At 66.3% G+C, this 25,248-nt stretch carries 32 protein-coding genes; 14 read left to right on the top strand and 18 right to left on the bottom strand.

Annotated elements, in window-relative coordinates; translation table 11 throughout:
- Nucleotides 1-8: 8 nt before the first annotated feature.
- Genes AACZ75_RS07800 through AACZ75_RS07785 form a run of 4 tightly spaced genes read right to left on the bottom strand, consistent with a single transcriptional unit; the run spans nucleotide 9 to nucleotide 2,917 of the window.
- Nucleotides 9-1,058 carry an enoyl-CoA hydratase/isomerase family protein gene (locus tag AACZ75_RS07800; protein ID WP_339872248.1) on the bottom strand — a complete coding sequence of 350 codons (1,050 nt, stop codon included), beginning with the start codon at nucleotides 1,056-1,058 and terminating at the stop codon, nucleotides 9-11.
- A gap of 10 nt (nucleotides 1,059-1,068) precedes the next feature.
- The gene (locus AACZ75_RS07795; protein ID WP_339872247.1) at nucleotides 1,069-1,476 is read right to left on the bottom strand and encodes a type II toxin-antitoxin system VapC family toxin; all 408 of its coding nucleotides are present in this window, start codon (nucleotides 1,474-1,476) and stop codon (nucleotides 1,069-1,071) included.
- On the bottom strand, nucleotides 1,460-1,723 hold the full coding sequence (locus AACZ75_RS07790) for a type II toxin-antitoxin system Phd/YefM family antitoxin (RefSeq protein WP_339872246.1): 264 nt from the start codon (nucleotides 1,721-1,723) through the stop codon (nucleotides 1,460-1,462). Before AACZ75_RS07790 ends, AACZ75_RS07795 begins: the two co-directional genes overlap by 17 nt.
- 54 nt (nucleotides 1,724-1,777) lie before the next feature.
- Nucleotides 1,778-2,917 (bottom strand): isobutyryl-CoA dehydrogenase, encoded by a 1,140-nt coding sequence (locus tag AACZ75_RS07785; RefSeq protein WP_339872245.1) that lies wholly within the window; start codon nucleotides 2,915-2,917, stop codon nucleotides 1,778-1,780.
- 324 nt (nucleotides 2,918-3,241) lie between these two features.
- Here AACZ75_RS07785 and AACZ75_RS07780 point away from each other — a divergent pair, with 324 nt between their 5' ends.
- The 8 genes from AACZ75_RS07780 (at nucleotide 3,242) to AACZ75_RS07745 (ending at nucleotide 8,452) form a co-directional block, all read left to right on the top strand.
- Entirely contained in the window at nucleotides 3,242-3,676 is a 435-nt protein-coding gene (locus AACZ75_RS07780; protein ID WP_339872244.1) for a hypothetical protein, read from the top strand.
- 80 nt (nucleotides 3,677-3,756) lie between these two features.
- On the top strand, nucleotides 3,757-4,323 hold the full coding sequence (locus tag AACZ75_RS07775; protein ID WP_339872243.1) for a hypothetical protein: 567 nt from the start codon (nucleotides 3,757-3,759) through the stop codon (nucleotides 4,321-4,323).
- Between the two features lie 335 nt (nucleotides 4,324-4,658).
- Nucleotides 4,659-5,201: a hypothetical protein gene (locus tag AACZ75_RS07770; protein WP_339872241.1), complete on the top strand. Its 543-nt coding sequence runs from the start codon at nucleotides 4,659-4,661 to the stop codon at nucleotides 5,199-5,201.
- Between the two features lie 126 nt (nucleotides 5,202-5,327).
- Nucleotides 5,328-6,332 (top strand): porphobilinogen synthase, encoded by a 1,005-nt coding sequence (gene hemB, locus AACZ75_RS07765; protein WP_339872240.1) that lies wholly within the window; start codon nucleotides 5,328-5,330, stop codon nucleotides 6,330-6,332.
- Nucleotides 6,333-6,379: 47 nt separating this feature from the next.
- Nucleotides 6,380-6,592: a type II toxin-antitoxin system VapB family antitoxin gene (locus tag AACZ75_RS07760; protein WP_339872239.1), complete on the top strand. Its 213-nt coding sequence runs from the start codon at nucleotides 6,380-6,382 to the stop codon at nucleotides 6,590-6,592.
- Nucleotides 6,589-6,987, top strand: coding sequence for a PIN domain nuclease (locus tag AACZ75_RS07755; RefSeq protein ID WP_339872238.1), 399 nt, complete (start codon nucleotides 6,589-6,591; stop codon nucleotides 6,985-6,987). Before AACZ75_RS07760 ends, AACZ75_RS07755 begins: the two co-directional genes overlap by 4 nt.
- A gap of 52 nt (nucleotides 6,988-7,039) precedes the next feature.
- Nucleotides 7,040-7,663, top strand: a complete 624-nt coding sequence (locus AACZ75_RS07750) for a peptidylprolyl isomerase (protein WP_339872237.1) — start codon at nucleotides 7,040-7,042, stop codon at nucleotides 7,661-7,663.
- A gap of 96 nt (nucleotides 7,664-7,759) precedes the next feature.
- Nucleotides 7,760-8,452 carry a carbonic anhydrase gene (locus tag AACZ75_RS07745; RefSeq protein ID WP_339872236.1) on the top strand — a complete coding sequence of 231 codons (693 nt, stop codon included), beginning with the start codon at nucleotides 7,760-7,762 and terminating at the stop codon, nucleotides 8,450-8,452.
- Nucleotides 8,453-8,487: 35 nt separating this feature from the next.
- Here the strand turns inward: AACZ75_RS07745 and AACZ75_RS07740 are convergent, their stop codons facing one another.
- Both AACZ75_RS07740 and AACZ75_RS07735 read right to left on the bottom strand, forming a co-directional pair.
- The gene (locus AACZ75_RS07740) at nucleotides 8,488-9,342 is read right to left on the bottom strand and encodes an NAD(P)-dependent oxidoreductase (protein WP_339872235.1); all 855 of its coding nucleotides are present in this window, start codon (nucleotides 9,340-9,342) and stop codon (nucleotides 8,488-8,490) included.
- The gene (locus AACZ75_RS07735) at nucleotides 9,339-9,839 is read right to left on the bottom strand and encodes a flavin reductase family protein (RefSeq protein WP_339872234.1); all 501 of its coding nucleotides are present in this window, start codon (nucleotides 9,837-9,839) and stop codon (nucleotides 9,339-9,341) included. Before AACZ75_RS07735 ends, AACZ75_RS07740 begins: the two co-directional genes overlap by 4 nt.
- A 147-nt stretch (nucleotides 9,840-9,986) precedes the next feature.
- Here AACZ75_RS07735 and AACZ75_RS07730 point away from each other — a divergent pair, with 147 nt between their 5' ends.
- A complete protein-coding gene (locus AACZ75_RS07730) occupies nucleotides 9,987-10,889 on the top strand; it encodes a flagellar motor protein MotB (RefSeq protein ID WP_339872232.1) in 903 nt (300 codons plus the stop codon).
- Between the two features lie 126 nt (nucleotides 10,890-11,015).
- Nucleotides 11,016-11,789, top strand: coding sequence for an arginyltransferase (locus AACZ75_RS07725; RefSeq protein WP_339872230.1), 774 nt, complete (start codon nucleotides 11,016-11,018; stop codon nucleotides 11,787-11,789).
- A gap of 17 nt (nucleotides 11,790-11,806) precedes the next feature.
- Here the strand turns inward: AACZ75_RS07725 and AACZ75_RS07720 are convergent, their stop codons facing one another.
- From AACZ75_RS07720 to AACZ75_RS07700, 5 genes are all read right to left on the bottom strand, one after another.
- A complete protein-coding gene (locus AACZ75_RS07720; protein ID WP_339872228.1) occupies nucleotides 11,807-12,883 on the bottom strand; it encodes a M48 family metallopeptidase in 1,077 nt (358 codons plus the stop codon).
- Between the two features lie 12 nt (nucleotides 12,884-12,895).
- Entirely contained in the window at nucleotides 12,896-13,465 is a 570-nt protein-coding gene (locus AACZ75_RS07715) for a LemA family protein (RefSeq protein ID WP_339872226.1), read from the bottom strand.
- Between the two features lie 84 nt (nucleotides 13,466-13,549).
- Nucleotides 13,550-15,751, bottom strand: a complete 2,202-nt coding sequence (gene parC, locus AACZ75_RS07710; RefSeq protein ID WP_339872225.1) for a DNA topoisomerase IV subunit A — start codon at nucleotides 15,749-15,751, stop codon at nucleotides 13,550-13,552.
- Between the two features lie 46 nt (nucleotides 15,752-15,797).
- Nucleotides 15,798-16,529 carry a DNA repair protein RecO gene (gene recO / locus AACZ75_RS07705; RefSeq protein ID WP_339872224.1) on the bottom strand — a complete coding sequence of 244 codons (732 nt, stop codon included), beginning with the start codon at nucleotides 16,527-16,529 and terminating at the stop codon, nucleotides 15,798-15,800.
- Entirely contained in the window at nucleotides 16,529-17,011 is a 483-nt protein-coding gene (locus AACZ75_RS07700; RefSeq protein WP_339872223.1) for a nuclear transport factor 2 family protein, read from the bottom strand. Before AACZ75_RS07700 ends, recO begins: the two co-directional genes overlap by 1 nt.
- Before the next feature lie 220 nt (nucleotides 17,012-17,231).
- Between AACZ75_RS07700 and AACZ75_RS07695 the strand changes: the two genes are divergently transcribed.
- From AACZ75_RS07695 to AACZ75_RS07680, 4 genes are read left to right on the top strand one after another with little or no spacing between them, the layout of a single operon-like run.
- On the top strand, nucleotides 17,232-17,579 hold the full coding sequence (locus tag AACZ75_RS07695) for a metalloregulator ArsR/SmtB family transcription factor (RefSeq protein ID WP_339872222.1): 348 nt from the start codon (nucleotides 17,232-17,234) through the stop codon (nucleotides 17,577-17,579).
- The gene (locus AACZ75_RS07690; protein ID WP_339872220.1) at nucleotides 17,563-18,066 is read left to right on the top strand and encodes an SRPBCC family protein; all 504 of its coding nucleotides are present in this window, start codon (nucleotides 17,563-17,565) and stop codon (nucleotides 18,064-18,066) included. The genes AACZ75_RS07695 and AACZ75_RS07690 overlap by 17 nt, the downstream gene beginning before the upstream one ends.
- 24 nt (nucleotides 18,067-18,090) lie before the next feature.
- The gene (locus AACZ75_RS07685) at nucleotides 18,091-18,558 is read left to right on the top strand and encodes an SRPBCC domain-containing protein (protein WP_339872218.1); all 468 of its coding nucleotides are present in this window, start codon (nucleotides 18,091-18,093) and stop codon (nucleotides 18,556-18,558) included.
- Nucleotides 18,559-18,588: 30 nt separating this feature from the next.
- Nucleotides 18,589-19,029, top strand: a complete 441-nt coding sequence (locus tag AACZ75_RS07680; protein ID WP_339872216.1) for a VOC family protein — start codon at nucleotides 18,589-18,591, stop codon at nucleotides 19,027-19,029.
- A gap of 63 nt (nucleotides 19,030-19,092) precedes the next feature.
- Here AACZ75_RS07680 and AACZ75_RS07675 read toward each other — a convergent pair whose 3' ends face one another.
- From AACZ75_RS07675 to AACZ75_RS07645, 7 genes are all read right to left on the bottom strand, one after another.
- Nucleotides 19,093-20,334, bottom strand: coding sequence for a serine hydrolase domain-containing protein (locus AACZ75_RS07675; protein ID WP_339872214.1), 1,242 nt, complete (start codon nucleotides 20,332-20,334; stop codon nucleotides 19,093-19,095).
- Nucleotides 20,335-20,382: 48 nt separating this feature from the next.
- Nucleotides 20,383-21,051: a DsbA family protein gene (locus tag AACZ75_RS07670; protein ID WP_339872212.1), complete on the bottom strand. Its 669-nt coding sequence runs from the start codon at nucleotides 21,049-21,051 to the stop codon at nucleotides 20,383-20,385.
- Entirely contained in the window at nucleotides 21,051-22,004 is a 954-nt protein-coding gene (gene era / locus AACZ75_RS07665; RefSeq protein WP_339872210.1) for a GTPase Era, read from the bottom strand. Before era ends, AACZ75_RS07670 begins: the two co-directional genes overlap by 1 nt.
- A complete protein-coding gene (gene rnc / locus AACZ75_RS07660; protein WP_339872209.1) occupies nucleotides 22,001-22,717 on the bottom strand; it encodes a ribonuclease III in 717 nt (238 codons plus the stop codon). The genes era and rnc overlap by 4 nt, the downstream gene beginning before the upstream one ends.
- A complete protein-coding gene (gene lepB / locus AACZ75_RS07655; RefSeq protein WP_339872331.1) occupies nucleotides 22,717-23,607 on the bottom strand; it encodes a signal peptidase I in 891 nt (296 codons plus the stop codon). Before lepB ends, rnc begins: the two co-directional genes overlap by 1 nt.
- Nucleotides 23,608-24,109: 502 nt before the next feature.
- On the bottom strand, nucleotides 24,110-24,511 hold the full coding sequence (gene acpS / locus AACZ75_RS07650; protein WP_339872208.1) for a holo-ACP synthase: 402 nt from the start codon (nucleotides 24,509-24,511) through the stop codon (nucleotides 24,110-24,112).
- Nucleotides 24,508-25,248: a pyridoxine 5'-phosphate synthase gene (locus AACZ75_RS07645; protein WP_339872207.1), complete on the bottom strand. Its 741-nt coding sequence runs from the start codon at nucleotides 25,246-25,248 to the stop codon at nucleotides 24,508-24,510. Before AACZ75_RS07645 ends, acpS begins: the two co-directional genes overlap by 4 nt.

Genomic DNA, 25,248 nt, shown 5'->3' with positions numbered 1-25,248 from the left:
AAGAGGCCTTACAGCGGCGTCCATTCCTCGCCCGCCGGCAGGGGCGCGAACAGGGCGTCGAGCACATCGTCCGTGACCCCCGCCAGATCGGCCGGAGACCAGTGCGGGGCGTTGTCCTTGTCGACGATGACAGCCCGAACCCCCTCCTGGAAGTCGTGGGTGCGCACGACCCGGCCGCCCAGCCGGTATTCCATCGCCATATTGTCGGCGAATGTCGTCAGGTTCGCCCCGGTACGCAGCTGGCGCAGGGTGACCTTCAACGACTGCGGCGATTTGGTTTTCAGAACGGCCAGCTGGGTCCGGGCCCAGTCGGAACCCTCGGCTTCCAGCGCCGCAAAGATGGCCTCGATCGTGTCGTGGGCAAACAGGCGGTCGATCGCCTCGATATGGGCGGCCAGCGGCGGATCGCCCGCATCGACGGCCAGTTCATCGGCGATGTCGACCGGAAAGCCCGGATCGGCGGCCAGGATGGTGCGAAAGGCGTCGACCTCGTCCGACGGCAGAAAATGGGTATGGATGCCCAGGGGCACCGTGTCCGCCGCCTTCAGGCGCGCCCCGGTCAGGGCCAGCCAGGTTCCGGCGTAGCCCGGCAGGCGCGGCAGGAACCAGCCGCCGCCGACGTCGGGGAACAGGCCGATGCCGGTCTCGGGCATGGCATAGGTGGTGCGTTCGGTGGCGATGCGGACCACGGCCGGTTCGGAAATGCCGACACCGCCGCCCATGACGATGCCGTCGACGATCGCCGTGACCGGTTTGGGGTAGTCGAACAGCAGGGCGTTCAGCCGGTATTCGGCATGGAAGAAAGCCCTGGCCGCCACCGCGTCCCCGGCCCCGCTCTCGGCGATCATGCGGATATCGCCCCCGGCGCAGAAGCCGCGCTCGCCGGCATGGTCGATCAGCACCGACAGCACCGATTCGTCGTCCTGCCAGTCCCGCAGGGCAGCGATCATCAGGTCGCACATCGGATGGTTCAGCGCATGCAGCGCCCTGGGCCGGTTCAGGGTGATACGGCCGACGCCGGATTCGACACGGGTCAGGACTTCGGGTTCTTCGGTCATACTAGGTCGTTTATCCTCGAAGATCGAAAACTTCGATGCCTTCAATGCGAGCAGCGTTGATCAATTGTGCGTCGCGACTGGCCAGGCCGGCATCGAGCTCGAGCGCCAGGGCGAGGTAGGCCGTATCGAAAAGACTGAGAAAATGCGCGTCCGCGGCCAACACCAGCTGCGAGAGTTCATCCTCGCCCAAAGCTGGCGCGATCTCGATTCCATACAGAGCCAAGGCAGCCAAAGAACCCTTCAGATCCAGTCCGCGCCGACTCCGGCGCACAAGCAGGTTCCTCATTTCCCAGGCAAAGATATACGGCGCATGCAATTCGCGGAGGTCGATCTCGCCAAGAAATTGGTCCGCCGACGGGGTCGCCTGCGACTCTATCAGCCATCCTGCGACGGCCGACGCATCAATAACGATCTTCATTGCGGGCGATCACTTTCAGTTCCGCCCAGCTAAGCAGCTCGCCGGCCTCTTGCTGTTCGCGCAGCGCCCGCGACATCTGGAGAAGTTCCGCGCCACTGTGCTTCCGGACACGTTCACCCGCCGCAGCTGTAAGGCGGGCTATAGGGCGGCCGTGCCGGGTGATGATGACAGGCCCCCCGCCCTGCTCGATCTCCTCAAGCAAGGCCGACAGGTTTGTTTTTGCGTCAAGCACGCCAACTGTGCGCATAAATCTATCCCTGACCATTATTGTGGTCAGTTTAGCGCAAAACTAGCCGGAACGCTACTGCCGCAGCATCTCCCGCGCGGTGATCACCCGCATGATCTCATTGGTGCCTTCGAGGATGCGGTGCACCCGCAGGTCGCGCACGATCCGCTCCAGAGGATAGTCCTTTAGATAGCCATAGCCGCCGTGCAGTTGCAGGGCCTCGTCAGCGATCTGGAAACAGGCGTCGGTGGCGAAGCGTTTGGCCATGGCGCACCATTTGGTGGCCTCGGGATGTTTGGTGTCCAGCGCCCAGGCCCCGCGCAGCACCAGCAGCCGCGCCGCCTCCAGCTGGGTCGCCATATCGGCCAGTTTGAACTGGGTATTCTGGAACTCGGCCAACGGCTTGCCGAACTGTTTTCGCGTGGTGACGTAATCCTGGGCCGTCTCCAGCGCCAGCCGGGCCCCGCCGATCGAACAGGCGGCAATGTTCAGCCGGCCGCCGTCCAGCCCCATCATCGCATAGCGGAAGCCGTCACCCTCCTTGCCCAGCAGATTGGCCGCCGGGATGCGGCAGTCGTCGAACTGGACGATCGCGGTGGGCTGGCTGTTCCAGCCCATCTTCTTCTCCTGGGCCCCGAAGCTGAGGCCGGGCGCGTCCTTGTCGACCACGAAGGTCGAGATACCCTTGGGCCCGTCCACCCCGGTGCGGGCCATCACCACATAGACGTCGCTGGTCCCGGCCCCGGAGATGAAAGCCTTGGAACCGTTCAGCACATAGTGGTCGCCATCCCGTTTGGCCGTGGTCCGCAGCGCCGCCGCGTCCGAGCCCGAGCCCGGCTCGGTCAGGCAATAGGAAGCCATAAGATCCATCGTCACCAGTTGCGGCACATAGCGGGCGCGCAACTCGTCCGACCCGATCCGGTCGATCATCCAGGTCGCCATATTGTGGATCGAGATGAAGGCCGCGGTCGACACGTCGCCGCGCGACAGCTCCTCGAAGATCACGGCCGCCTCGACGCGGCCCAGGGCCATGCCGCCGTGCTCCTCGCCGGTATAGATGCCGCAGAAGCCCATCTCGGCCGCCAGCTTCATCACATCGACCGGGAAATGCTTGCGCTCGTCCCAGTCGGCCGAATGCGGAGCCAGCTCGGCCTCGGCGAACTGCCGGGCGGCGTCCTGGATGGCGCGCTGGTCGTCGGTAAGGGCGAAGTCCATGGGGGAATCCTTGTCGTTTGGGCCGCTTTACCCGCTTACCGCGCCGGACGGGAGGGGGCGGAGGCTCGCGGTGCCGCAAATGATATTGACTCTAAAATATTCGCGCGTAAGGATTTCCCGCATGAGGCGAGGCATGCTTCGCGCTAGGCGGGATTTGGTGTGATGCTTAGGTCGCGATCCCGACGGTGTCTTTTAACCGTGAGTATCGGTTGCCTCGTCGCCATGACGGGGTGCGCCAGGCCGTTCCCGGAACGCCTGAACTGGTATGGCCACCACCCTGCCCTCTATTCGTTGGCTCTCGGTGCGGCGGCCCAAGAGGCTCTGGTGCGTTCAATGAGCGGGCTCGGCTATTACGAATATATGGGCGACGCGGCCTATACATTGTCGACCACCGGCACCTGTAACCGGGAGACGCTGGATACATATCTGGTGAAGAAGGAGCGCGGCTGCTTCCTGCTGGGTGGGCCCCCACTGCCCGATTGTCTGAATGTCGATGCCTGCGCCAGCTTTCGTTACGACGTCGACCTGTTTTCCGATCCGGCCCTCAGGGACGTCGTGACGGCGGCCCTGCAACGTCCGTGCGACTATCTGACCCCGCCGGCTCAGGTGAAGCATTGGGACGCGACCGCCAATTTCGGCATGGCCGCGATCTCGAACTGGCGGATTCTTCAATGCGACGGCAAGCAGGTCTTCTCGACGTCTATTGAATTCAACGACGCTGACGCTGTTGTACGGGTCAGATTTGCAAGGGGGGCGTGATGCCGGACGAACAGGCGAAGCGGGCTTCGCGTCAGACGGGATAGGGCCTCATGCCAAGATCGCGATCCCGACGGTGTTTTTTGGCCCTGAGTATCGGTTGCCTCGCCGCCATGACGGGGTGCGCCAAGCCTTTCCCGGAACGCCTGAACTGGTATGGCCACCACCCTGCCCTCTACACGATGGCGTTTCGGGCCGCGGCTGAAGAAGCCCTGGTCCGGTCGATGACAGGGAGGGGCTACTACGACCACATGGGTGACGCCGCCTATACGCTGTCGACGACCGGGATCTGCAACCGGGCGACGCTGGACACCTATCTCGTTCGCAAGGAACGCGGATGTCACCTTATGGGTGGTAGCCCAGCACCTGATTGTCTGAATTCCCGAGCCTGTGCCAGTTTTCGCTATGACGTTGACCTGTTTTCCAATCCAGAGTTCAGACAGATTGTGACTGCTGCACTGCAACGTCCATGCGATTACTTAACACCGCCAAACCAGGTGACGTACCGGGACGCAACGGCCCGCTTCGGTATGAGTGCCAGTGCCAACTGGCGCATTCTTCAGTGTGACGGGAAGCAGGTCTCCGCCAAGTCCATCCAGTTTGACGACTCTGAAGCCGTTCTTCGAATCAATTTTGAAAGGGGTGCGTGATGCCGGACGAATACGTGGTCACTGTAAATACCTTCAACGGGTCATTCACGGGACATGTCAATGTAACTATATCTGGGCCTAATGGGTATTCTTATACATTCGGAAACAATATTAATGGCGGCGAATGGGGTGTTCGGGTGGAGACTAATCTAGGTCGAACGGATATTCATAGTACACACTACTCTATTACCTATGGGCAGGCCGTAGCAATGCATGGTTGGGCTGCCAGTCTGATATCAGATCCTAACAATTCTTATGGCTTGCTAGGAAGAAATTGTGTCGATTTCGTGCGGGACATGTTCAGTGCGGGTGGCTTGGGGAACCAGATTTCATCCATGATCCAGTGGCTGGACACGCCCGTAAATCACTATGCCGCCATATCTGATTGGCTCGTAGCTAATGGATTCGGTCCTATGTGGGATGGTGTGGGGAGCTTTGTCGGTGCATTCGGCGAACTCGGTTCACATGTCATCAACGCAGCTACTGCGGCGTGGAATGGCTTTGGGGATATGGTCGGTTCCGCCTACAATTTCATTTCCGACCTGGGCGCTAGCGCCGGCGGGTTCATCGGAGACCTGGCTACCTCTATCTGGGATTTCTTTCGTCTGTTCGGAAAAGACAACAGCGAAGGCGATGGAGATATGGAAACCGAGGGCGCTTCCGCAGTTCTGTACGACGATTTCCTGTTGGATAGTTATAACGTTGAAGGGGGTAGCGCCGTATTCGATGCAATCGAGGTCTCTAATACTTATGGGGATGCGATCTTCCCGACGCCTGACTGGGCCCAGACGGAACCGTCCTGGCTTCCCGCGAACGATGATGTCGTGTTTAGGTTTGTCGACGACACCCATCATCATGCCGATTACATGTTTGGGTGAGTTCATTGGAAGTGGGCTGATCGGTTGGGAACCGGCACAGGTTTCAAAGTCAGAAGCCGTTTTCTTCGAGACTCCCCACACCCTCGGCATCTTCTCTGACACCCGGAAGGGCGCTATGGGGCAGGCATGACCCTGCCCTTTCCCCCTGCCCCCTTCCCGCTGGCCCGGCCGCGCCGTCTGCGCGCGTCTCCGTGGGTGCGGCGGCTGGTGGCCGAGACCGTCCTGACCCCGGCCGATCTGATCTGGCCGCTGATCGTGCATGACGGGACCGAGGACCGGGTGCCGGTCGCCTCCATGCCCGGCGTCTTCCGCCTGTCGCCGAAAGCCGCCGCCGCCGCCGCGGTCGAGGCGCGCGATCTGGGCATTCCGGTTGTGGCCCTGTTTCCCCATGTCGACGCCGCGATCAAGGACGCCGTCGGCACCGGGGCCACCGATCCCGACGGTCTGATCCCCGACTGTATCAAGGCCATCAAGGACGCCGCGCCCGAGATCGGCGTCATGTGTGATGTGGCCCTGGACTGCTACACCGACCACGGCCATGACGGCCTTGTCGCCGACGGCCGCATCCTCAATGACGACACCCTGGAACGTCTGGCCGAACAGGCCTTCCTCCAGGCCCATGCCGGGGCCGATATCGTCGCCCCGTCCGACATGATGGACGGCCGCGTCCAGGCGGTGCGCGAGGCGCTGGAGGCCAACGGTTTCCACGACACCCTGATCCTGGCCTATGCCGCCAAATACGCCTCGGCCTTCTACGGCCCGTATCGCGACGCCGTCGGCTCGGCCAGGGCGCTGACCGGCGACAAGAAGACCTATCAGATGGACTACGCCAACAGCGACGAGGCCCTGCGCGAGGTGGCCATGGACATCGCCGAAGGCGCCGACGCCGTCATGGTCAAGCCCGGCATGCCCTATCTCGATATCGTCCGCCGCGTCAGCGACACCTTCCAGGTCCCGACCTTCGCCTACCAGGTGTCCGGCGAGTACGCGATGATGCAGGCCGCCATCGCCAACGGCTGGCTGGACGAGGACCGCGCCATCCTCGAGACCCTGCACGCCTTCAAACGCGCCGGCTGCGCCGGGGTGCTCAGCTATTTCGCCCCGCAGGCGGCGAGGTTGCTGGGGGCCTAGCCAATCTTGAGCCGTCGCCCGCCGCGTGATATGTGTATGATCGTCGTTTGGAATACACACTCATGCGCACCAATATCGTCATCGACGACCAACTCATGGCCGAGGCCCAGGCGGCGACCGGGCTGAAGACCAAGCGCGAAGCGGTCGAGATGGGCCTTCGCACCCTCATCCGGCTGAAGCGCCAGGCCGAGATCCGCGACTTTCGCGGCAAGCTGCCGTGGGAAGGCGACCTTGAGGCCCTGCGCACCGACGCGGCATGACGCTCGTCGATTCCAGCGTCTGGATCGACTATTTCAACGGCGTCGTGACGCCCGAGACCGACCATCTCGACGCCATTCTGGGAATTGAGCCCGTCGCCACCGGCGATCTGATCGTGACCGAGGTCCTCCAGGGCTTCCGCAGCGACCGGCATTTCAGTCAGGCGCTCGACCTGATGCAATCGCTCGAGCCGCTCGACATCGGCGGCTTTAATGTGCGCGTCCAGGCGGCGCGCAATTTCCGCACCCTGCGCGGGCTTGGGGTGACGGTGCGCAAGACGACCGACTGCCTGATCGCCACCCGCTGCATCCAGTCTGGCCATGCCCTGCTCTACAGCGATCGCGACTTCGACCCCTTCGTCCGCCATCTGGGCCTTCGCCCTGCCCTGCGGCTCTAGCCGTTGGCGGCATCCCTTGTCGGCCCTGACCCTCAGCCATAGACTCACCCCCATGATCAGACGCACCCTTGCCGTCCTCGCCCTGCTCCTGCTGTGGCCCACGCTCGCCGTAGCCCAGGACACTGCTACGCCACCGCCACCCCTGCCCCGGGTGGTGATGGAAACCTCGGCGGGCCGGATCGTCATCGAGGTCAACGACCGTCAGGCCCCGATCACCGGCACCAACTTCCTCAAATACGTCGATGAACACCGGTTCGACGGTACGACCTTCTATCGCGCCGTGCGTTCGGCCCCGGACCTGGGGCTGGTCCAGGGCGGCACCAACAATGACCCGGCACGGACCCTGCCGCCCATCGCCCATGAGCCGACCACGGTGACCGGCCTCAGCCATGTCGACGGGGCGGTGTCGATGGCCCGCTATGACGCCGGCACGGCCACCGGCGACTTCTTCGTCTCTGTCGGACCCTCTCCCTCCTATGACGCGGGCCACCCGTATTCGATCGATGAGCATGGCTTCGCAGTCTTCGGCCGGGTGGTCGAGGGCATGGACGTCGTGCGCGGCATCCTGGTCGCCCCGACCTCGCCGACCGAGGGCGACGGCTTCATGCGCGGCCAGATGCTGGAGCCGCGCATCACCATAGTCTCGGCCCGGCGTGCCCCCTCTCCGGCGGCGTGAGCCGGAGCCGGATTCGTCGCACGCCCGCTTCAAGTCCCGCTTGACTGTCGGCGAACCCTGTTGGACAGACGCCGTTCGATAAACGGGGGGCTTTCGATGAAACTGTTCGGATGGGGCGGCAAGGCTTCGAAACGGGCGATCGCCGCGGCCCCCGCACCGGCGTCGCCCGCAGCCGCGGCAGACGCACCCTCGCCCCCGACACCGGATCAGGCGCTGGCCCTGCTCCGCGAAGGCAACCAGGCCTTCCTGCGCGGCGAGGGCAACCTGGGCCACGTTCGGGTCGAGGATCTGAATCCGCTGCAGGGCGGTCAGCATCCCATCGCCACCGTCGTGGCCTGTGCGGACAGCCGGACGCCGCCGACGATTCTGTTCAACCAGGGCTTTGGTCGCCTGTTTTCGATCCGGGTTGCGGGCAATACCGTCGATCGGCGTGGTCTGTCGTCGATCGTCTATGCGGTCAAACACCTGGCCTGCCCGCTGGTGGTCGTCATGGGCCACACCGGCTGTGGTGCCGTGGCCGCGGCTGAAGCGATTGTGGACGGCACCTCGCCCCTGGACCCCTCCCTGGAGGAGATGATCGTGCCGATCATTCCGGCGGTTCTGGATGCCCGGCGTTCCGGTGCCGCCGATGTCGCGGTCAGGGCCGTTGAGGAGAATGCCCGCCGCGTGGCCGAGAAACTCAAGACAGCGGACGTCGCGATGGCCGGGGCCATCGCCGAGGGACGGCTGAAGGTCGTCGCGGCCGTCAAGCAGATGCAGACCGGCGAGGTCATCTTCCTCGACCTGTGAGCCCGGCCCGCCACCCGGGATGCGGCATTCCGAATTCAGGGTTTCAGGCGGGCCTTCAGGCTGGAGGTGTCCCAGCGGCTGCCCCCCATGGCCTGGACCTCGGCATAGTAGCCGTCGACCAGGGCCGTCAGCTCCAGCGTCGCGCCATTGGACCGCGCCTCGTCCAGCACCAGGCCGAGATCCTTGCGCATCCAGTCGACGGCGAAACCGAACTCGAATTCGCCGAGCGCCGCCGTCTTCCAGCGGTTGTCCATCTGCCAGCTCTGGGCCGCGCCCTTGGAAATGGCGTCATAGACCGCGTCGGTATCCAGTCCGGCGCACCTGGCGAAATGCACCGCCTCGGCCAGACCCTGGACGACGCCGGCGATGGCGATCTGGTTGACCATCTTGGTCAGCTGACCCGCCCCGGACGGCCCCATATGCCTGATCGCCCTGGCATAGGTCCTCAGCGCCGGCTCGACCCGGGCCAGGGCCTCGGCGTCGCCGCCGGCCATCACGCTGAGCTGGCCGTTCTCGGCCCCGGCCTGGCCGCCCGACACCGGGGCGTCGATGAAGAAGCGGCCCACCTCTCCGACCAGTGTCGCCATCTCCCGCGCCACCCTGGCCGAGGTGGTGGTGTGGTCGACGATCACCGCCCCGATGGCCAGATATGGCAGGGCGTCGGTGACCACGTCACGCACGTCGTCGTCGTTGCCGACGCACAGGATGAACAGTTCGGCCCCGTCCGCTGCCGCGGCGACGGTCGGTGCCCATGTGCCGCCGGTCGCGGCGGCCCACGCCTCGGCCTTGGCCGGCGAGCGATTGAAGCCGGTGACCGCATGGCCGGCGGCCAGCAGGTGACGGGCCATCGGGGCCCCCATGACTCCCAGTCCGGCGAAGGCGATCTTCATGCGAGGGGCTCCGACGCGACTCCATAGCGGCCGCGGAAATAGGTCAGGGCGTCGCCGTCCCGGCTCTCGACGGCCCGCACCGCGCCGACGATGACCAGATGATCCCCCATGCGGATCCGGTCGTGGGCGGAGCAGTCCAGCCGCACCAGGGCGTTGCGCAGGCGCGGCGGCTCGGGATTGCTGATGTCGAATTCGTCCGGACTCAGCCGGCAGGTGCCCCAGGCGAAGCGGTCCGACATCTCGCGATCCTCGACCGGCAGGACATGGACGGCGAATCGCTCGGCGGCGGCGAAGACGTCGTGCCGGTCCGAGCTGTCGTCGAGGCACCACAGCACCAGCGGCGGATCCAGCGACACCGAGGTGAAGGAGTTGACGGTGATACCGATCCCGCCGTCATCCGACTGGGTCGTGACGACGCAGACACCGGTGGCGAAACCGCCCAGGGCCTTGCGATATTCGGTCAGGTCAAACGGCGGGGCGTTGGGGGGCTGGGTCACCCCCCACGACTAGGCGAGCCCCCCGCCGCGGGCAAGAGCAGAGCGGTGTTCCGCTCCGGTTCGGTGAAAGGGCGCGAAATGAAAACCGCTTCTTAACGTCGAGGGCCGATTTTACGGCTAACGAACAGCGTTAAGAGCAGCCCGACCATGTCCATGAACGACCGTCCCATCCTGATCAAGAAGGTCAAGAAGGTCGTCGGCGGTGGCCACCACGGCGGGGCCTGGAAGGTCGCCTACGCCGACTTCGTGACGGCGATGATGGCCTTCTTTCTGCTGATGTGGCTGATCAACATGACCGATCCGGAGCAGAAGCGCGGCATCGCCGAATATTTCGCTCCGGCCAGCGTGTCCCAGACCACCTCCGGCTCGGGCGGTATCCTCGGCGGGACCTCTCTCGGCGACGACGGGGCCAAGGGGTCCGGGGCCATGTCGGTCGTGACCCAGCTGGCCCCCGAGGCCCCGCAGGACGCGCCGTCCGAAGCCGGCCAGAGCAGCAACCTCGCCGCCGCCAGTGAAGCCGAGCTGCGCGATGAGATCGCCCGGCGTGAGGCCGCCGATTTCGCCAGCGCCGCCGCCTCGCTGCGCCAGGCCATGCAGTCGATGCCGGAACTGGCCGAGCTGTCGAAACAGCTGATCGTCGATCAGACCCCCGAAGGCCTGCGCATCCAGCTGGTCGACCAGGAAGGGCGCTCGATGTTCGAGCAGAACTCCGCCCGCCCCAATGCCCGGGCCCAGATCCTGCTCCGGGCCATTTCCCGGGTCATCAACCAGCTGCCCAACCGGATTTCGGTGACCGGCCACACCAGCGCCGCGCCCGGCTCCAGCCGGGCCACCCGGCCGGCTGACTGGGCCCTGTCCTCCGAGCGGGCCAATGCCTCGCGCCTGATCCTGCAGACCGCCGGCGTCGATCCCGATCGCGTCTACCAGGTCTCGGGCAAGGCCGGCTCCGACCCGCTTTATCCGGATGACCCCACCCTGGCCGGCAACCGCCGCATCGCCATTGTCCTGCTGCGCGAGGCTCCGGTCCTGCCCTCGGACACCAGTCTGTGACCCGGGCGCGCCCGGGCTTCGGCTGGCGCGAGAACCCGCTTGCGTCCGGCACCGGGCTGTCGCCTGATCGGGCCATGGACGGACAGCGGTCAAAATCTCGTCGGATTCCGGTGCGGACCTAGGACCGTGACCCAGCATATTCCCCAGCGCCAGCTTCGCTTCTTCATGACGGCGACCGCGCCCTGCCCCTATCTGCCGGGCCAGACCGAGCGCAAGGTGTTCGCCAACCTGCCGTTCAGCGACGGGGCCTGGGTCAATGACGAGCTGACCCAGGCGGGGTTCCGCCGCAGCCAGAATATCGCCTACCGTCCGGCCTGCGAAGCCTGTGACGCCTGTGTGTCGGTGCGCCTGCCGGTCGGTGAATTTCGTTTCTCAAGATCCTACCGCAAGATTCTGGCCCGCAACGCTGATTTGTCCCGGGACCTGGTCGAGGCCGAGGCCACGACCGAACAGTTCGACCTGCTGCGTCGCTACCTGCATCGCCGCCATCCGGCGGGGGGCATGACCGACATGGGCTGGCTCGACTATGTCGCGATGATCGAGGACACGGCGGTCCGCACCCACCTGATCGAATATCGCCTGCCCTCGCCGGACGGCGGTCCCGGTGACCTGGTCGGGGTCAGCCTGACCGATCTGCTCGGGGACGGTCTGTCGATGGTCTACAGCTTCTTCGATCCGGACCTGGAGCGGCGCAGCCTCGGCGTCTTCGCCATCCTCGATCATCTGCGCCAGGCGGCCATTGTGCGCCTGCCCTTTGTCTATCTGGGCTACTGGGTGCGCGGCTCGCAGAAGATGGACTACAAGGCCCGTTTCCGGCCGATGGACGCCCTGACCCGTTTCGGCTGGCAGCGGCTGCCCGCCCTGCCCGATCCTCCGGCGGTGGCGGGTGACCCCGCCTGAGGGCGCGCGCGACCGCCTCAGCGGGTCGACGGCACCGACGTTCCGAAGGGAGACGGGGGCGCTGCCCCCGCCGAGCCACCCCACGGCCCCGGCGCGGCCGCCTGCTCCGCCTTCTGATCGGGGGCCTGCCACGGACCGGGATCGCGGCCACCGGTGAATTTCACCAGGGCGGCGACGCGACTGTCGATCGACGGATGGGTGGCGAACAGCCCCTCCAGCCCGCGCCCGTCCGGCTGGTTGTCGAGGAACATCAGCTGCACCTCGTCCGGCGCGCGGACATTGGAGCGCCCCTCGATCTTGCGCAGGGCCCCGATCATGGCGTCGGGATTCTTGGTCAGTTCCACCGACCCGGCGTCGGCCACATATTCCCGGGTCCGCGACAGCATCATGCGGATCACCAGGGCCAGGCCGAAGCCGATCGCGGCGATGGCAATGCCGATCAGCATCAACGGTCCGGCGTTCTTGTTCTCGCGATTGCCCCGCGAAAAGAACAGGCTGCGCACCACCAGTTCGGCGATGACACTGATGATGCCGGCAAAGATCGAGGCGATCACCATGGTGCGCACGTCCTTGTTGATGACATGGGTCATCTCGTGCGCCAGCACCGCCTCCAGCTCGTCGCGGTCCATCGCCTGCATCAGGCCGCGCGTCACGGTGACGCTGTAGCGCCCTTCATGCAGGCCCGAGGCATAGGCGTTCATGCCGTCGGTCTCGATGATCCTGAGCGTCGGCGTCCGCATGCCGCGCGAGATCGCCAGGTTCTCGAGCAAATTATAGAGTTCGGGCTCGTCCCGGCGTTCGACCTTGCGGGCCCCGGTGATCACGTCGATCATCGTCTGGCTGCCGAAATAGGCGATGGCGAACCAGATGGCGGCGACGACGAAGGCCGTCGGCACGGTCCAGCCCAGCATCGCCCCGGCCAGGGCCATGTCGTCGCCCAGGCTGCCGCCCGTGCCCTGGATGATGCCCATCCCCATCAGGATCAGCTGCACCCCGTACAGGATGCCGATCAGCAACAGGGGAAACCCGGCCAGCAGCAGGGCTGACCGGGTGTTATTGGCCCAGATATGGGTCTTGAGTCCGACGGCGGCCAAGGCTCAGGTCTCCTAGAAGGCGACCTTGGGCGGGGCGGCCGACATCGTGGCCCGCTCGCCTTCCCCGACGTCGAAGAACGGCTTGTCCGAACCGAAGCCGACCAGGCCGGCGAACAGGACTGTGGGGAATTGGCGGCGCACCGCGTTGAACTCGCTGACGGCATTGTTGAAGAAGCGCCGCGCCGCGGCGAGCTTGTTCTCGATGTCCGACAGGTCGGCCTGCAGCTGCAGGAAATTGGTGTTGGCCTTGAGGTCCGGATAGGCCTCGGACAGGGCGAACAGCTTGCCCAGCGCCCCGCTCAGCATGTTCTCGGCCTGGACCTTGTCGTCGACCGAATTGGCCGAGGTCGCCGCGTTGCGGGCCTGGATCACGGCGTCGAGTGTGCTCTTCTCGTGGGCGGCAAAGCCTTTGACCGTATCCACCAGATTGGGGATCAGGTCCTGGCGCTGCTTCAGCTGCACATCGATGTCTGCGAACGACTGATTGGCCGACTGGTCCAGCGCCACCAGCCGGTTGTAGGCTCCGACGATGACGAACAGCAGAACGACGACGATGACGCCGACGACGATCAGGGTGGTCATGTAAATGGTCCTCCAGACTTCAACCGGCAGTATCGCGCGTCCGGCGTCGCGCCTCTAATGAAATCCGCGTCACCTTTGCCGTGATCAGCGGAATTTGCGCAGCCCCCGGGGGCCCATCCGGCCGGCCCCGGCGCGCTTGCCCAGCCAGTCCTTCCAGTCGGGCCAGTTGCGGCGTCGTCCGCCGCCGTCGGCCCATTCCGGCCCGGCCTCGGCGCTGAACACGGTCAGGTCCTGCAGGCCGCCCTGTTTGTAGGACTGCAATTTGACGCCCTTGCCGCGGCCCATCTCGGGCAGCTCCGCCAGCGGGAAGATCAGGGCCTTCAGGTTTTCGCCCAGGGTCGCCACATGGTCGCCGGTGACGCGCAGGGCGGCCAGCAGTTCGCCGTTCAGCACCTGTTTGCCGCCGCGCTTCTGGGCCAGCAGGTCGTCCTCGGGGGCGATGAATCCATAGCCGGCCCTGGACGCGACCAGCAGTTTCGCACCCGGCTGGTGTGCCAGGACGGCGATGATCCCGGCGCTCTCGTCGAGGTCGATCATCAGCCGCAGCGGCTCACCGTGCCCGCGCCCCGAGGCCAGCTTGTCGGCCCCGATGGTGAAGATGCGCCCGTCCGAGGCCGCCACCAGCAGCTTGTCCGTGGTGAAGGCCGGTTCGAGGAAGGCCAGGGCGTCGCCCTCCTTGAACTTCAGCTCCGACGGGTCCTCGACCTTGCCCTTGGCCGCCCGGATCCAGCCGCGTTCGGACAGGATGACGGTGATGGCCTCGCGCGGGATGAAGGCCTCGACCGGCGCATAGGCCGAGGCGTCGACGGCCTCGGCGATCGTGGTCCGGCGTGGCGAGACCAGCGCCTTGCGCACCAGCTCCAGCTCCTTGCCGATCGTCTTCCACTGTTTGGCCGCCGACAGTGACAGGGCCTGCAGCGCCGCCAGTTCGTCGGCCAGGGCCTTGTACTCGTTCTCGATCGTCATCTCCTCGATCCGCGCCAGCTGGCGCAGTCGGGTGTCGAGAATGAAATCCGCCTGCAGTTCCGACAGGCCGAAGCGGGCGATCAGCACCGCCTTGGGCTGTTCCTCCTCGCGGACGATGCGGATGACCTCATCGAGGTTGAGAAAGACGATCCGCAGGCCTTCCAGCAGGTGCAGCCGCTTCTCGACCCGGTCGATGCGCCAGTGTGAGCGCCGGATCAGCACGTCCCGTCGGTGATCGAGGAAGGCCTGCAGGCAGGCCTTCAACCCCATGACCCGCGGTGTGCCCGTGGCATCCAGCACATTCATGTTGACCGGGAAGCGGACCTCCAGATCCGAGAGCCTGAACAGGCTCTCCATCAGCACCTCGGGTTCGACCGTTCGGCTCTTGGGCTCCAGCACCAGCCGGATGTCCTCGGCCGACTCGTCGCGCACATCGCCGAGCAGCGGGGCCTTCTTGTTCTCGATCAGATCGGCCAGGGCCTCGATCAGCCGGCTCTTCTGCACCTGATAGGGCATCTCGGTGACGATGATCCGCCACACGCCCCGGCCCAGGTCCTCGGTCTCCCAGCGCGCCCGCAGCCGCACGCCACCGCGCCCGGTCTCATAGGCGTCGAGGATCGAGGCATGGCCTTCGACGGCCACACCGCCGGTCGGGAAGTCCGGCCCCGGCACGATGGTGGCCAGTTCCCCGGTCGTCGCCTCGGGCCGTTCCAGCAGCACCATACAGGCGTCGATCAGTTCGCCGACGTTGTGCGGCGGGATCGAGGTGGCCATGCCGACGGCGATGCCCGACGAGCCATTGGCCAGCAGATTGGGGAAGCCCGCGGGCAGGACGACCGGCTCCTCGTCCTGATCGTCATAGGTGGCCCGGAAATCGACCGCGTCCTGGTCGATGCCGTCCAGCAGCAGGGTCGCCGCCGAGGTCAGCTTGCACTCGGTGTAGCGCATGGCCGCGGCGCTATCCCCGTCGATATTGCCGAAATTGCCCTGGCCGTCGACGAGCGGATAGCGCTGGGCGAAATCCTGGGCCAGGCGCACCAGCGCCTCATAGATCGAGGCGTCGCCGTGCGGGTGATAGCCGCCCATGACCTCACCGACGACCTTGGCGCATTTGCGCGCCGCCGCCTGCGGGTTGAGCCGCATCTGGTGCATGGCGTAGAGGATGCGCCGGTGCACCGGCTTGAAGCCGTCGCGCACGTCCGGCAGGGCGCGGTTAGTGATGGTCGACAGGGCGTAGGCCAGATAGCGCTGCGACAGCGCCTCGCTCATCGGCTCGTCGATAATGCGGCCGCCCTCGGGCGTCGGGGTATGAACGGTCATGGGCCTTCGAATCAGGGATGCGGAGCCGGAAGTCTAGCCCGTTCGCTCACAACCGCCCCAACTCTCCCAGCTTGTCGATCATCCAGACCCGGGCCGACGGGATCGGCCGGTTCTGCGGGTGGAAGACGAACTGCTCGAGAAAATGCCCGGTCAGGGCCAGACCGGCCCCGACATCGCCCTGTCCAAGCCCGGCCTGGGCTCCCAGCATGAAGGGCGGCAGCACCAGCAGCTTGTCGGCATAGGGCGCGCCCGCGTCGCGGCTGACCGCCCGCCCGGTGCGCGGACTGACCCAGACGAGGTCGTCCATCGAGCCGCTGACGGCGCAGCTGGACAGGTCGAGGCCGAAGCCCAGGTCCTCCAGCAGTCCGGCCTCGAAGCGGACGAAGATGGCCGGCCAGACCTCGGGGATGGCGAAGGCCGCCATCAGGGCTTCGAAGGCCAGAAAGGCGCCCGGATGCGGCTCGCGCTCGGGCAGGGCCCCCTGGGCCACGGCGGCGGCGGCGGCCAGGCCGGTCAGGGCCATGGAATCCTCGAAAAGGGCACTGGGCCCCTCACCGACCGGCTCCAGCCGGGCTGACCCCAGATGGTCCGAGGTCCGGGCCCGGTAGTCGGCGATGACCCGGGCCCCGGGCTGCAGGAAGGGCTTCATCTTGCGCGAGGCCCCGCCGGCGACATAGGCGGCGCGACGGCCGTGGGTCTCGGTCAGCAGCTCGGCGACCACCCCGGTGTCCCCGTGGGCCCGGGCCGACAGGACGAAGGCTTCCTCGTTGAAATCCATCAGTCGGGCACGACCGCTTGTCGGCGGATCAGGGCGACTACATCCCGGGCCGCATCGTTCGGCACGACGAAGCTCAGCACATATTGCTCGATCTTCCAGCCGTCGTCGGTCAGGCGAAGCACGCCGGAACCGCGTGTCTCGCCATAGCTGGCATTCTCCAGCCGCTCGTCGAACCAGGCCACACAGCGGCAGGCGATCGGGGCGATGGTCACCACCCGCTCGTTCGGCACATAGGTCCAGCCCTGCCCCCGGGCGAAAAAGGGTTCGGCATAGGCCTGGAAGGCATCCAGCGGCCAGCGCTCGCCGGAGTCGGTGCCGATGAAGCGGGCGTCAGGCGTGAACTGGGCGAAATAATCGGCACCGTCGGCGCGCGACGCGGCCGTGTGCATCCGGTCGATCACGGCGGCCACGGCGGCCTCTTCGGCCGCAGTGGCCGTCTGCGGCGCGGCGGCCAGAATCAGGGTGGCGATCAGGACGAACATGGGTGTGGCTCCCTCGGTTGGCGCGATTTCCGGGCGGTTCGGTCGGTCGAATACAGGATGTGTCTGATGTCGCGCCTTTTGTCCTGCCTGTTGCGGAAATTTGTCCGCGTTGCCGGGGCTGGGTCGTGAGCGATTGTGCAAGGTTCCCTATTTAACCGCACGGTTGACAAGTCTTTTCCAGCGGTTCATTTAACCGATCAGTTTTATGTAAAGCCGTCCCATGCAAACCGATCCGCTCTCGGCAAAATTCGCCGCCCTGGCCGACCCGACCCGCCGGGCGATCCTGGCCCGGCTGTGCGAGGGCGAGGCCAGTGTCAACGATCTGGCGGCACCGTTCGACATGAGCCTGCCGGCGGTATCGAAACACCTGAAGGTGCTGGAGAAGGCCGGGCTGATCAGCCGGGGCCGGGAAGCCCAATGGCGCCCGGCCCGGCTCGAACCGATGGCCCTGAAGGGCGTCGCGGAATGGCTGGAGCACTATCGCCGCTACTGGGACGCCAGCTTCGATCGCCTCGACGCCTATCTCGCGAAAATCCAGAAAGGAGACCCCCGTGGCCCACGAAACTGACAGCAATCCCTGCCACACCGACGGCGTCGCCCATCCGCACGCCCTCGTGCTGCACCGCGTGCTGGACGCAACGCCGGAGCAGATCTGGAAGGCCTGGATGACGCCGGAACTGCTGCAGCAGTGGTTCGTGCCCAGGCCGTGGACCCTGTCCGACATCAAGGTCGACCCCCGTCCCGGCGGCGTGTTCAACTTCGTCATGCACGGCCCGGACGGTGAGCATATTCCCAACAGCGGCATCTTCCTCGAGGTCGTGCCGAACCGCCGCTGGATCACCACCGACGCCCTCACGCCTGACTGGCGGCCGGCCGGCCAGCCGTTCATGGTCGCCACCGTGGAACTGACGCCGATGGACGACGGCCAGACCGAATACGTCGCCACCGCGCGCCACTGGAACGCCGAAACGATGAAGCAGCACGAGGCCATGGGCTTCCACGACGGCTGGGGCACCTGCGCCGACCAGCTGGCCGCGCTGCTGAAGACCGTCTGATCCGACCGTACCGGGAGCCTGAGCATGACCCTCGCAGAAACGACCGGGACCCGACCGACCCTGAGGATGCAGCGGGTGTTCGATGCCCCGCGCGCCCTGGTCTGGGAGGCCTGGACCTCGCCCGAAGCCATGGTTCTGTGGCTGGGGCCGGTCGAGTGGCCCGCCGTCCACGTCACGCAGGACCTCAGGGTCGGCGGGGCCTGGCGCGCCTGCCTGCGCTCGCCCGACAGCGGTCAGGACCTGTGGCAGGGCGGAGTCTACCGCGAGATCGTGCCGCCCGAGCGGCTCGCCTTCACCTTCAAATGGGACGAATCCCATGAGGACGGCCCGCCCGTCGACACCCTGGTCACCGTCGTTTTCAGCGAGACTGACGACGGCCGGACGCAGATGGCCTTCACCCACGAGGGGCTGAAGTCCGAACAGAGCCTGACGGGGCACAAACATGGCTGGACCGGCACGATGGACCGGCTCGAGGCCTTCCTGGCCCGCTAATCCACGACAGAAACCAGAGGAGAGACGACCATGAAGATCGTGACCAGCCTGAGCTTCCGCGGCCAGTGCCGCGAGGCCTTCGAGTTCTACGCCAGGGTCCTGGGTGGAGAGATCACCGCCGCCCTGCCCTATGGCGACGGCCCGCCCGACATGCCGGTGGGGCCGCAGTACAAGGACTGGCTGATGCATTGCTGGCTGCAGATCGGCGATCAGGCGATCATGGGGGCGGACATGGATGTCGACTGGGCCGCCAACATCGACAAGCCCAGGAACGGCTTCGACGTCGCCGTGCATGCCGAAAACATCACCGATGGCCGCCGCTGGTTCGAATCCCTGTCCGAAGGCGGCAAGGTCGGCATGGCCTTCGCCGAGACGTTCTGGTCGCCCGGCTTCGGCAGTTTGACGGACAAGTTCGGCGTGCCGTGGATGGTCAACACTGTGCCCGGAGCTGACTGGAAACCGGCCCAATAAGGGTCTCACCCCTTGTCTGGACGGGCTCTGCGTCCACGTCCGCGCCGTTACAGCCGCTGGGATTCAGCGCGCCAATGTGGTCGGGAACGGGCGGCCCAGGGCCTCGGCCACGGCCTGCTGGCTGATCAGGAACACCTGGTCGCGTTGGTGGTAGTTGTTGGACAGGACGATCACGGTCACATCGGCGTCGGGCTGATAGGTCACCAGGTTGCGGAACCCGGACCAGCTGCCGGTGTGGTAGATCTGGCGGTCCTCGAAAGCGGGCCGCACCTGTCGGCCCAGGCTGTTGGTAAACAGGCCGAAGCCCCAGTCGCGCCGGTCCCTGCCGCGCTCCTTCGGCGTGCTGTCCGGAGCGTGATCGGCGGTCATCTGTGCATAGGACCGGGGGCTGATGACCCGCCCGTGATGCAGCGCCCGCTCCCAGACCAGCATGTCGTCCAGCGTTGAATACAGCGCCCCGGCCGCGAAGACGATGCTGACATTGGCGTTGTTCTGAGCGGTCAGACCGCCGGGAAAATGGGCGTAGCCGGTTACCAGATTCCGCGCCTTGCCGTCGGCGTCCGACCCGGTGTCGTCCATGCCCAGCGGCGTGAAGAAGGTGCGCTGCAGATAGGTTTCCAGCGACACCCCCGACGCTTTCTCGACCACGGTGCCCAGCAGGTTATAGCCGGCGTTGTCGTAGCGGACCTTGGAACCGGGTGGAAACTGCAGCCGATATTGCTTTGAGTCTTCGGTCAATTCCTCGACGGTGGCGGGCGTGACGCGCTGCAGACCCCAGGCCGGGCGGGCCATCAGGTCGGGCACACCCGAGGTGTGGGCCAGCAGGTGGTGCAGGCGGATTGGCTCCCACGCGGCCGGACACGGCTGGATCCATTTGCACAGCGGATCATAAACCGACAGCACCCGCTCGTCCTGCAGCTTCAGGATGGCGGCAGCCGTGAATTGTTTGCTGACCGAGGCGAGACGGAACCGGGACTCCAGGGCCAGCGGCTTGTCGCGCGCGTGGTCGGCCATGCCATAGACCTGACGAAACAGAACCTGATCACCGCGGGCGACCAGCACGGCCCCGCTGAATCCGCGTCCGCCGCGCGAGACCCGGTCAAGGGCCTCCGTCAATTCGGGCAGGGTCTGGACTACCTCGATCGGGGGGCGTGGTGCCGGTCCCCGGGTCTGGTCAACGGCTTCAGGAACGAGGGGCCGGCTTGAGGCAACGCCGGACACGACGGCCGCGCCGAGCACGGCCAAGGTGATCAGGGCCAGGGTCAGTCGGGGATGGCCACCGGCGTGGCGGGGAACATGAAACACGAAACGTCTACTCTCGTACGATCCGGCGTACCCAGCGGTCCGCCTTGCTCAAACCGCTTCAGTCCGGCGATTCTGCGCGATGCGCCACAGCAGGTCTGGCAGACGATCCTGACCGAAGAAGGGCTCGTCCCGATAGACGAACAGGGGCACGCCCCAGTGCCCCGCTGCCGCCTGGGCCGCCTCGTTGGTGTGCAGCACCGCGTCCAGCCGGTCGGTCCCGGCCACGGCCTGCGCCTCGAGCGTCACGGGATCCAGTCCGGCCGCGACGGCGGCATGGGCCAGATGATCACCTTCATCCCAGCCGTCGACCGCGCCCGACCAGATCAGGTTCGAGACCGACTCGACATAGGCCAGGCCCGCGCCCTGTTCGGCGGCCAGCACGCCCAGCCGGCTCAGCCGGCCGATGTGGGGCTGGTCGGCGGCGATGGTGCCGCTGGCCAGATCCTGCACCACCGGATCCGGCCGGGGCCAGCGGAAGGTCAGGCCCAGGCGTTCGGCGATCCGGGACACGTCCCGGTACAGATAGGGCGGCCACATCGGATTGACCGACTTGAAGAAGTCGGGGTCGCGCACCGCCAGGGGGCGCACCACGCGCAGGCGGACGTCCAGCGCGTGGTCGATCGCCATGGCCCGGACCTGACGGACTGCCAGCCAGGAATAGGGACTGCGAAACGAGAAATAGAAGTCGACCGGGGCCGGCATCACCCCGGCCGGCATCAGGCGTTGAAGTCCAGACCGAACTGGGCGTACAGCGCCTTGCTGTCCTGCCATTTCGGATCGACCTTGACCGTCACGAACAGGTGGACCTGCCGGTCCAGCAACTGGGTCAGCTCCTCACGCGACTTCTGGCCGATCCATTTCAGGGTCTGGCCGCCCTTGCCGATGATGATCGGGCGCTGGCTTTCGCGCTCGACATAGACGGTCTGTTCGATGCGCACCGAACCGTCCGGCTTCTCGTCGAAGGCCGTGGTCTCGACCGCCGCCGAATAGGGCAGTTCCTCATGGACCCGCAGATACAGCTTCTCGCGCGTGATTTCGGCCGCCAGTACCCGGATCGGCACATCGGCGCTCTGGTCCTCGGGATACAGCCAGTGGCCCTTTGGCATGCCCCGGGCCAGCCGCTGCTTCAGGTCATCGACCCCGTCACCGCTCAGGGCCGAGATCATATAGACCTCGGAATAGACGCCGGTCTCGAACAGCTGCTGCGACAGGGCCAGCAGGGTGTCGCGGCGCATGCCGTCGATCTTGTTCAGGGCCAGGATCACCTGTTGGCCGGTCGCCTTCAGGTTGGCGATGATGGTCTCGGTGTCCTCGGCCGAGCGTCGGTCGGCCGGGGTGCCGTCCTTGCCTTCCGAGGCGATGTGCGAGGCCGCGTCGATCAGGTGCACGACGACATCGGCGTCCTGGGCCCCGCCCCAGGCCGAGGCGACCATGGCCCGGTCCAGCCGGCGGCGCGGTGTGAAGATGCCGGGCGTGTCGACCAGCACGATCTGGGCGTCGCCCTCGATGGCGATGCCGCGCACGGGAAAGCGCGTGGTCTGCACCTTCTGCGTCACGATCGAGACCTTCGACCCCGTCAGGCGATTGACCAGCGTCGACTTGCCGGCGTTCGGCGCGCCGATGATGGCGGCAAAGCCGGCATGCTGGTTGGGGTTTTCGGTATCGGTCAAATCAAGCCTTCACGCTGCAAAAGGGCCGTTGCGGCCGCCTTCTCCGCCTCCTGACGTGATCGTCCGGTCGCGGTCAAGGCTTCGACGCCTTCTACCACGGCTTCGACCGTAAAGGTTGGGGCATGATCGGAGCCGCTGCGGTTCACCACGCGATAGGTCGGCAGGGGGCGACCCAGCTTCAGGGCCCACTCCTGCAGCACCGATTTGGGATTGGTCACGGCCCGGGCCGGGCTGGCCTCGAATTCCGCGGCCCAGGTCGCGTCGAACACCCGGCGGGCGGCGTCGAGGCCACCGTCGAAATAGACGGCGGCCAGGATGGCCTCCATCGCGTCCCCCAGCACGCTCTCGCGGCGGCGACCGCCCTGTTTGGATTCGCCGGCCGACAGCCGCATGGCAGGTCCGACCCCCAGGGCCTCGGCCACGCGGGCGCAGGCGACCTTGTCGACCAGGCTGTGCAGCCGCGAGGACATGGCCCCCTCATCGGCCTCGGGAAAGTCGCGCATCAGCTTTTCGGCCACCAGCAGGCCCAGCACCCGGTCGCCCAGGAATTCGAATCGCTGGTTGTCACGAATCGGACGGCCGGCCGCATCGCGGACCGCCCCCTCCCCGACGCTGGCGTGGGTCAGGGCCCGCTCCAGCAGGGCCGGGTCGCGGAAGACGTGGCCGAGACGGCGCGTAAGTTCAGCGACCGCCTCGGCCCGCAGATTGGCCATCACTCCAGGACGGTAAAGAACCGGCTCGGGCGCAGCTTGGTGAACCAGCTGACGGGATCCCACAGCGAGGCCCCCGGCGACCAGGAGAACAGGATGACCTGGGCCTTGCCGATCAGGTTTTCCGCCGGCACCAGGCCGACGCCGCCGCGCTCGGGATGTTCACGACTGTCGACCGAGTTGTCGCGATTGTCGCCCATCATGAAGTAGTGACCGGCCGGGACGGTGAAGACCTCGGTATTGTCCAGCGGGAAGCCGGGACCGAAATCATTGATGGTGAACGTCCGGCCACCGGGCAGGGTCTCGGACAGGCGGCTGACCGGGCGCGGGCCGTAGACGTCGGTTTCCTCGGTCTGGCCCAGCACCACGTCCGGCACGATCGTGCCGTTCAGGTACAGCCGGTTGTTGATCATCTGGATCCGGTCGCCCGGCAGGCCGATGACGCGCTTGATATAGTCGGTCTTGTTGTCGGTCGGCAGCTTGAACACGGCGATGTCGCCACGCTGCGGTCCCTGTTCCAGGATCCGCCCGTTGAACAGGCCCGGGCTGCCCGGAATGGAGTGTTTCGAATAGCCGTAGCTCCATTTGGTCACGACGATGTAGTCGCCCTCATAGAGGTTGGGCTCCATCGAGGCCGACGGAATGGTGAAGGGCTGGAACAGGAAGACCCGCAACACCAGGGCGATCAGCAGGGCGAAGACGATGGTCTTCATGATCTCGACGAATTCATTGCCGCCGCCGGAGGTTTTCCGGGCCTTCTTCGGGGCGGTCGCCGCCGGTGCGGGCTCGGACTCCTCGAACGGCGCGTCGCCGTGGTCGCTCCAGACGGGCGGCTTGGCCGATGCGGCGGCCGCGCCGGCGGCGGCGGCGGCCAGAGGGGCTGCGTCGGTCAGGCTGTGTGCCGGGGTCTCGTCATGGTGGGCGACGGGCTCACTGTGGACGGGCTCATGGTGGACGGGTTCGGCCGGAGCCGCGGGAACCGCCTCTGCCGCATGGTCGTCGTGGGCCGCGGGCGCGTCATGGCCATGCTGCGCGGCGTCCGCGGGCGCGTGCTCCCGGGGCGCGGCGTGGTCGTCGTGACCGTGATCGGCCGGCGCGGCCGCTTCCTGGCCATGATCATCGTGGCCGGCGGCGTCGGCATGGCTGTGATCTGCGGCCTCGACCGGCGCATGGCCATGGTCATCGTGGCCGTGATCGCCATGATCGTCCGCCACCGCGGCGACCGGATGGGCGTCGTCGGCGACCGTGCGGGCCGTGTCATGATGGCCGTCGTCATGCGGCGCGTGAGCCGCATCTGTGCCGTGCCCGTCGTCGGTCTTGTGTTCGTCGCTCATGTGACCCCTGTCCCCCCAGCCGTTGTGCACGGTCTCTGACCGCGAAACGGGTATAACGTGATTAAGCCAGCGGCAAGGCTTCGATCACCACGAAGGCGAGTGCATACGGATGCTCGTCGCTGAGCGTCAGGTGTATCCGCGCCTCATGGCCGGTCGGCATCAACTGCTGCAAATGGCGGGCGGCATTGCCGCTCAGGGCCATGGTGGGCTGACCACCGGGGCGGTTCACCACCCCCATGTCCCGCCAGTAGACGTTCGCGCGCATGCCGGTCCCGAGGGCCTTGGCGCAGGCCTCCTTGGCCGCGAACCGTTTGGCATAGCTCCAGGCGGGGTCGGGCTTGCGATCCGAGCGGCTGCGCTCCAGTTCGGTGAAGCAGCGCTGCCTGAACCGGTCGCCGAACCGGTCCAGCGAGGTCTGGATCCGGCGGATGTCGCACAGGTCGGTACCGATCCCGATGATCACGCCGCGACGCCGTCCATCACCGCCCGCATACGCGCGACGGCGGCGTCCAGGCCGATGAAGACAGCCTCGCCGATCAGGAAATGGCCGATGTTGAGCTCGCGGATCTCCGGAATGGCCAGGACCTCGGCGGCGGTTCCGTAGTCGAGTCCATGGCCGGCGTGCACCTCGAGGCCGAGGCTGTGTCCCAGGCGCGCCGCCTCGGCCAGGCGGCGATACTCGACCCGGTGGGCCTCGCCGCTCGCATGACAGAATCGCCCCGTGTGCAGTTCGATCACCTGGGCCCCGGCCAGGGCCGACGCCTCGACCTGTTCCGGCACCGGGTCGATGAACAGCGACACCCGGATCCCCGCCGCGGACAGGGTTCGGGCGGCCCGGGCCATGTCGTCGGCCTGGGCGACGACGTTCAGGCCGCCCTCGGTCGTCACCTCCTCGCGGCGCTCCGGCACCAGACAGGCGGCATGCGGCCGGTGCCGGAGGGCGATGGCCAGCATCTCCTCGGTCAGCGCCATTTCCAGATTGAGCGGACGACCGGCTTCGGCACACAGTCGGCTCAGCGCCTCGATATCGCTGTCGGTGATGTGCCGGCGATCCTCGCGCAGATGGGCGGTGATGCCGTCCCCCCCGGCGGCCAGGGCCATCCGCGCCGCCCGCACCGGATCGGGATGGCGGCCACCCCGCGCGTTCCGGACGGTCGCCACATGATCGATATTGACGCCGAGGCGGACCCGTTCGCTCAT

The organism is uncultured Brevundimonas sp., assembly GCF_963975535.1.
Taxonomy (GTDB): domain Bacteria; phylum Pseudomonadota; class Alphaproteobacteria; order Caulobacterales; family Caulobacteraceae; genus Brevundimonas.
The sequence above is the reverse complement of the archived record's forward strand: the minus strand, read 5'-3'. Positions and strand labels throughout refer to the sequence as shown.

What these genes read in the sequence shown, in the direction of transcription:
- AACZ75_RS07800 (WP_339872248.1), bottom strand. Translation starts at nt 1,058, where the DNA reads ATGACCGAAGAACCCGAAGTCCTGACCCGTGTCGAATCCGGCGTCGGC.
- AACZ75_RS07795 (WP_339872247.1), bottom strand. Translation starts at nt 1,476, where the DNA reads ATGAAGATCGTTATTGATGCGTCGGCCGTCGCAGGATGGCTGATAGAG.
- AACZ75_RS07790 (WP_339872246.1), bottom strand. Translation starts at nt 1,723, where the DNA reads ATGCGCACAGTTGGCGTGCTTGACGCAAAAACAAACCTGTCGGCCTTG.
- AACZ75_RS07785 (WP_339872245.1), bottom strand. Translation starts at nt 2,917, where the DNA reads ATGGACTTCGCCCTTACCGACGACCAGCGCGCCATCCAGGACGCCGCC.
- AACZ75_RS07770 (WP_339872241.1), top strand. Translation starts at nt 4,659, where the DNA reads ATGATCCAGTGGCTGGACACGCCCGTAAATCACTATGCCGCCATATCT.
- hemB (WP_339872240.1), top strand. Translation starts at nt 5,328, where the DNA reads ATGACCCTGCCCTTTCCCCCTGCCCCCTTCCCGCTGGCCCGGCCGCGC.
- AACZ75_RS07755 (WP_339872238.1), top strand. Translation starts at nt 6,589, where the DNA reads ATGACGCTCGTCGATTCCAGCGTCTGGATCGACTATTTCAACGGCGTC.
- AACZ75_RS07750 (WP_339872237.1), top strand. Translation starts at nt 7,040, where the DNA reads ATGATCAGACGCACCCTTGCCGTCCTCGCCCTGCTCCTGCTGTGGCCC.
- AACZ75_RS07745 (WP_339872236.1), top strand. Translation starts at nt 7,760, where the DNA reads ATGAAACTGTTCGGATGGGGCGGCAAGGCTTCGAAACGGGCGATCGCC.
- AACZ75_RS07740 (WP_339872235.1), bottom strand. Translation starts at nt 9,342, where the DNA reads ATGAAGATCGCCTTCGCCGGACTGGGAGTCATGGGGGCCCCGATGGCC.
- AACZ75_RS07730 (WP_339872232.1), top strand. Translation starts at nt 9,987, where the DNA reads ATGTCCATGAACGACCGTCCCATCCTGATCAAGAAGGTCAAGAAGGTC.
- AACZ75_RS07715 (WP_339872226.1), bottom strand. Translation starts at nt 13,465, where the DNA reads ATGACCACCCTGATCGTCGTCGGCGTCATCGTCGTCGTTCTGCTGTTC.
- parC (WP_339872225.1), bottom strand. Translation starts at nt 15,751, where the DNA reads ATGACCGTTCATACCCCGACGCCCGAGGGCGGCCGCATTATCGACGAG.
- recO (WP_339872224.1), bottom strand. Translation starts at nt 16,529, where the DNA reads ATGGATTTCAACGAGGAAGCCTTCGTCCTGTCGGCCCGGGCCCACGGG.
- AACZ75_RS07700 (WP_339872223.1), bottom strand. Translation starts at nt 17,011, where the DNA reads ATGTTCGTCCTGATCGCCACCCTGATTCTGGCCGCCGCGCCGCAGACG.
- AACZ75_RS07695 (WP_339872222.1), top strand. Translation starts at nt 17,232, where the DNA reads ATGCAAACCGATCCGCTCTCGGCAAAATTCGCCGCCCTGGCCGACCCG.
- AACZ75_RS07685 (WP_339872218.1), top strand. Translation starts at nt 18,091, where the DNA reads ATGACCCTCGCAGAAACGACCGGGACCCGACCGACCCTGAGGATGCAG.
- AACZ75_RS07680 (WP_339872216.1), top strand. Translation starts at nt 18,589, where the DNA reads ATGAAGATCGTGACCAGCCTGAGCTTCCGCGGCCAGTGCCGCGAGGCC.
- AACZ75_RS07670 (WP_339872212.1), bottom strand. Translation starts at nt 21,051, where the DNA reads ATGCCGGCCGGGGTGATGCCGGCCCCGGTCGACTTCTATTTCTCGTTT.
- rnc (WP_339872209.1), bottom strand. Translation starts at nt 22,717, where the DNA reads ATGGCCAATCTGCGGGCCGAGGCGGTCGCTGAACTTACGCGCCGTCTC.
- AACZ75_RS07645 (WP_339872207.1), bottom strand. Translation starts at nt 25,248, where the DNA reads ATGAGCGAACGGGTCCGCCTCGGCGTCAATATCGATCATGTGGCGACC.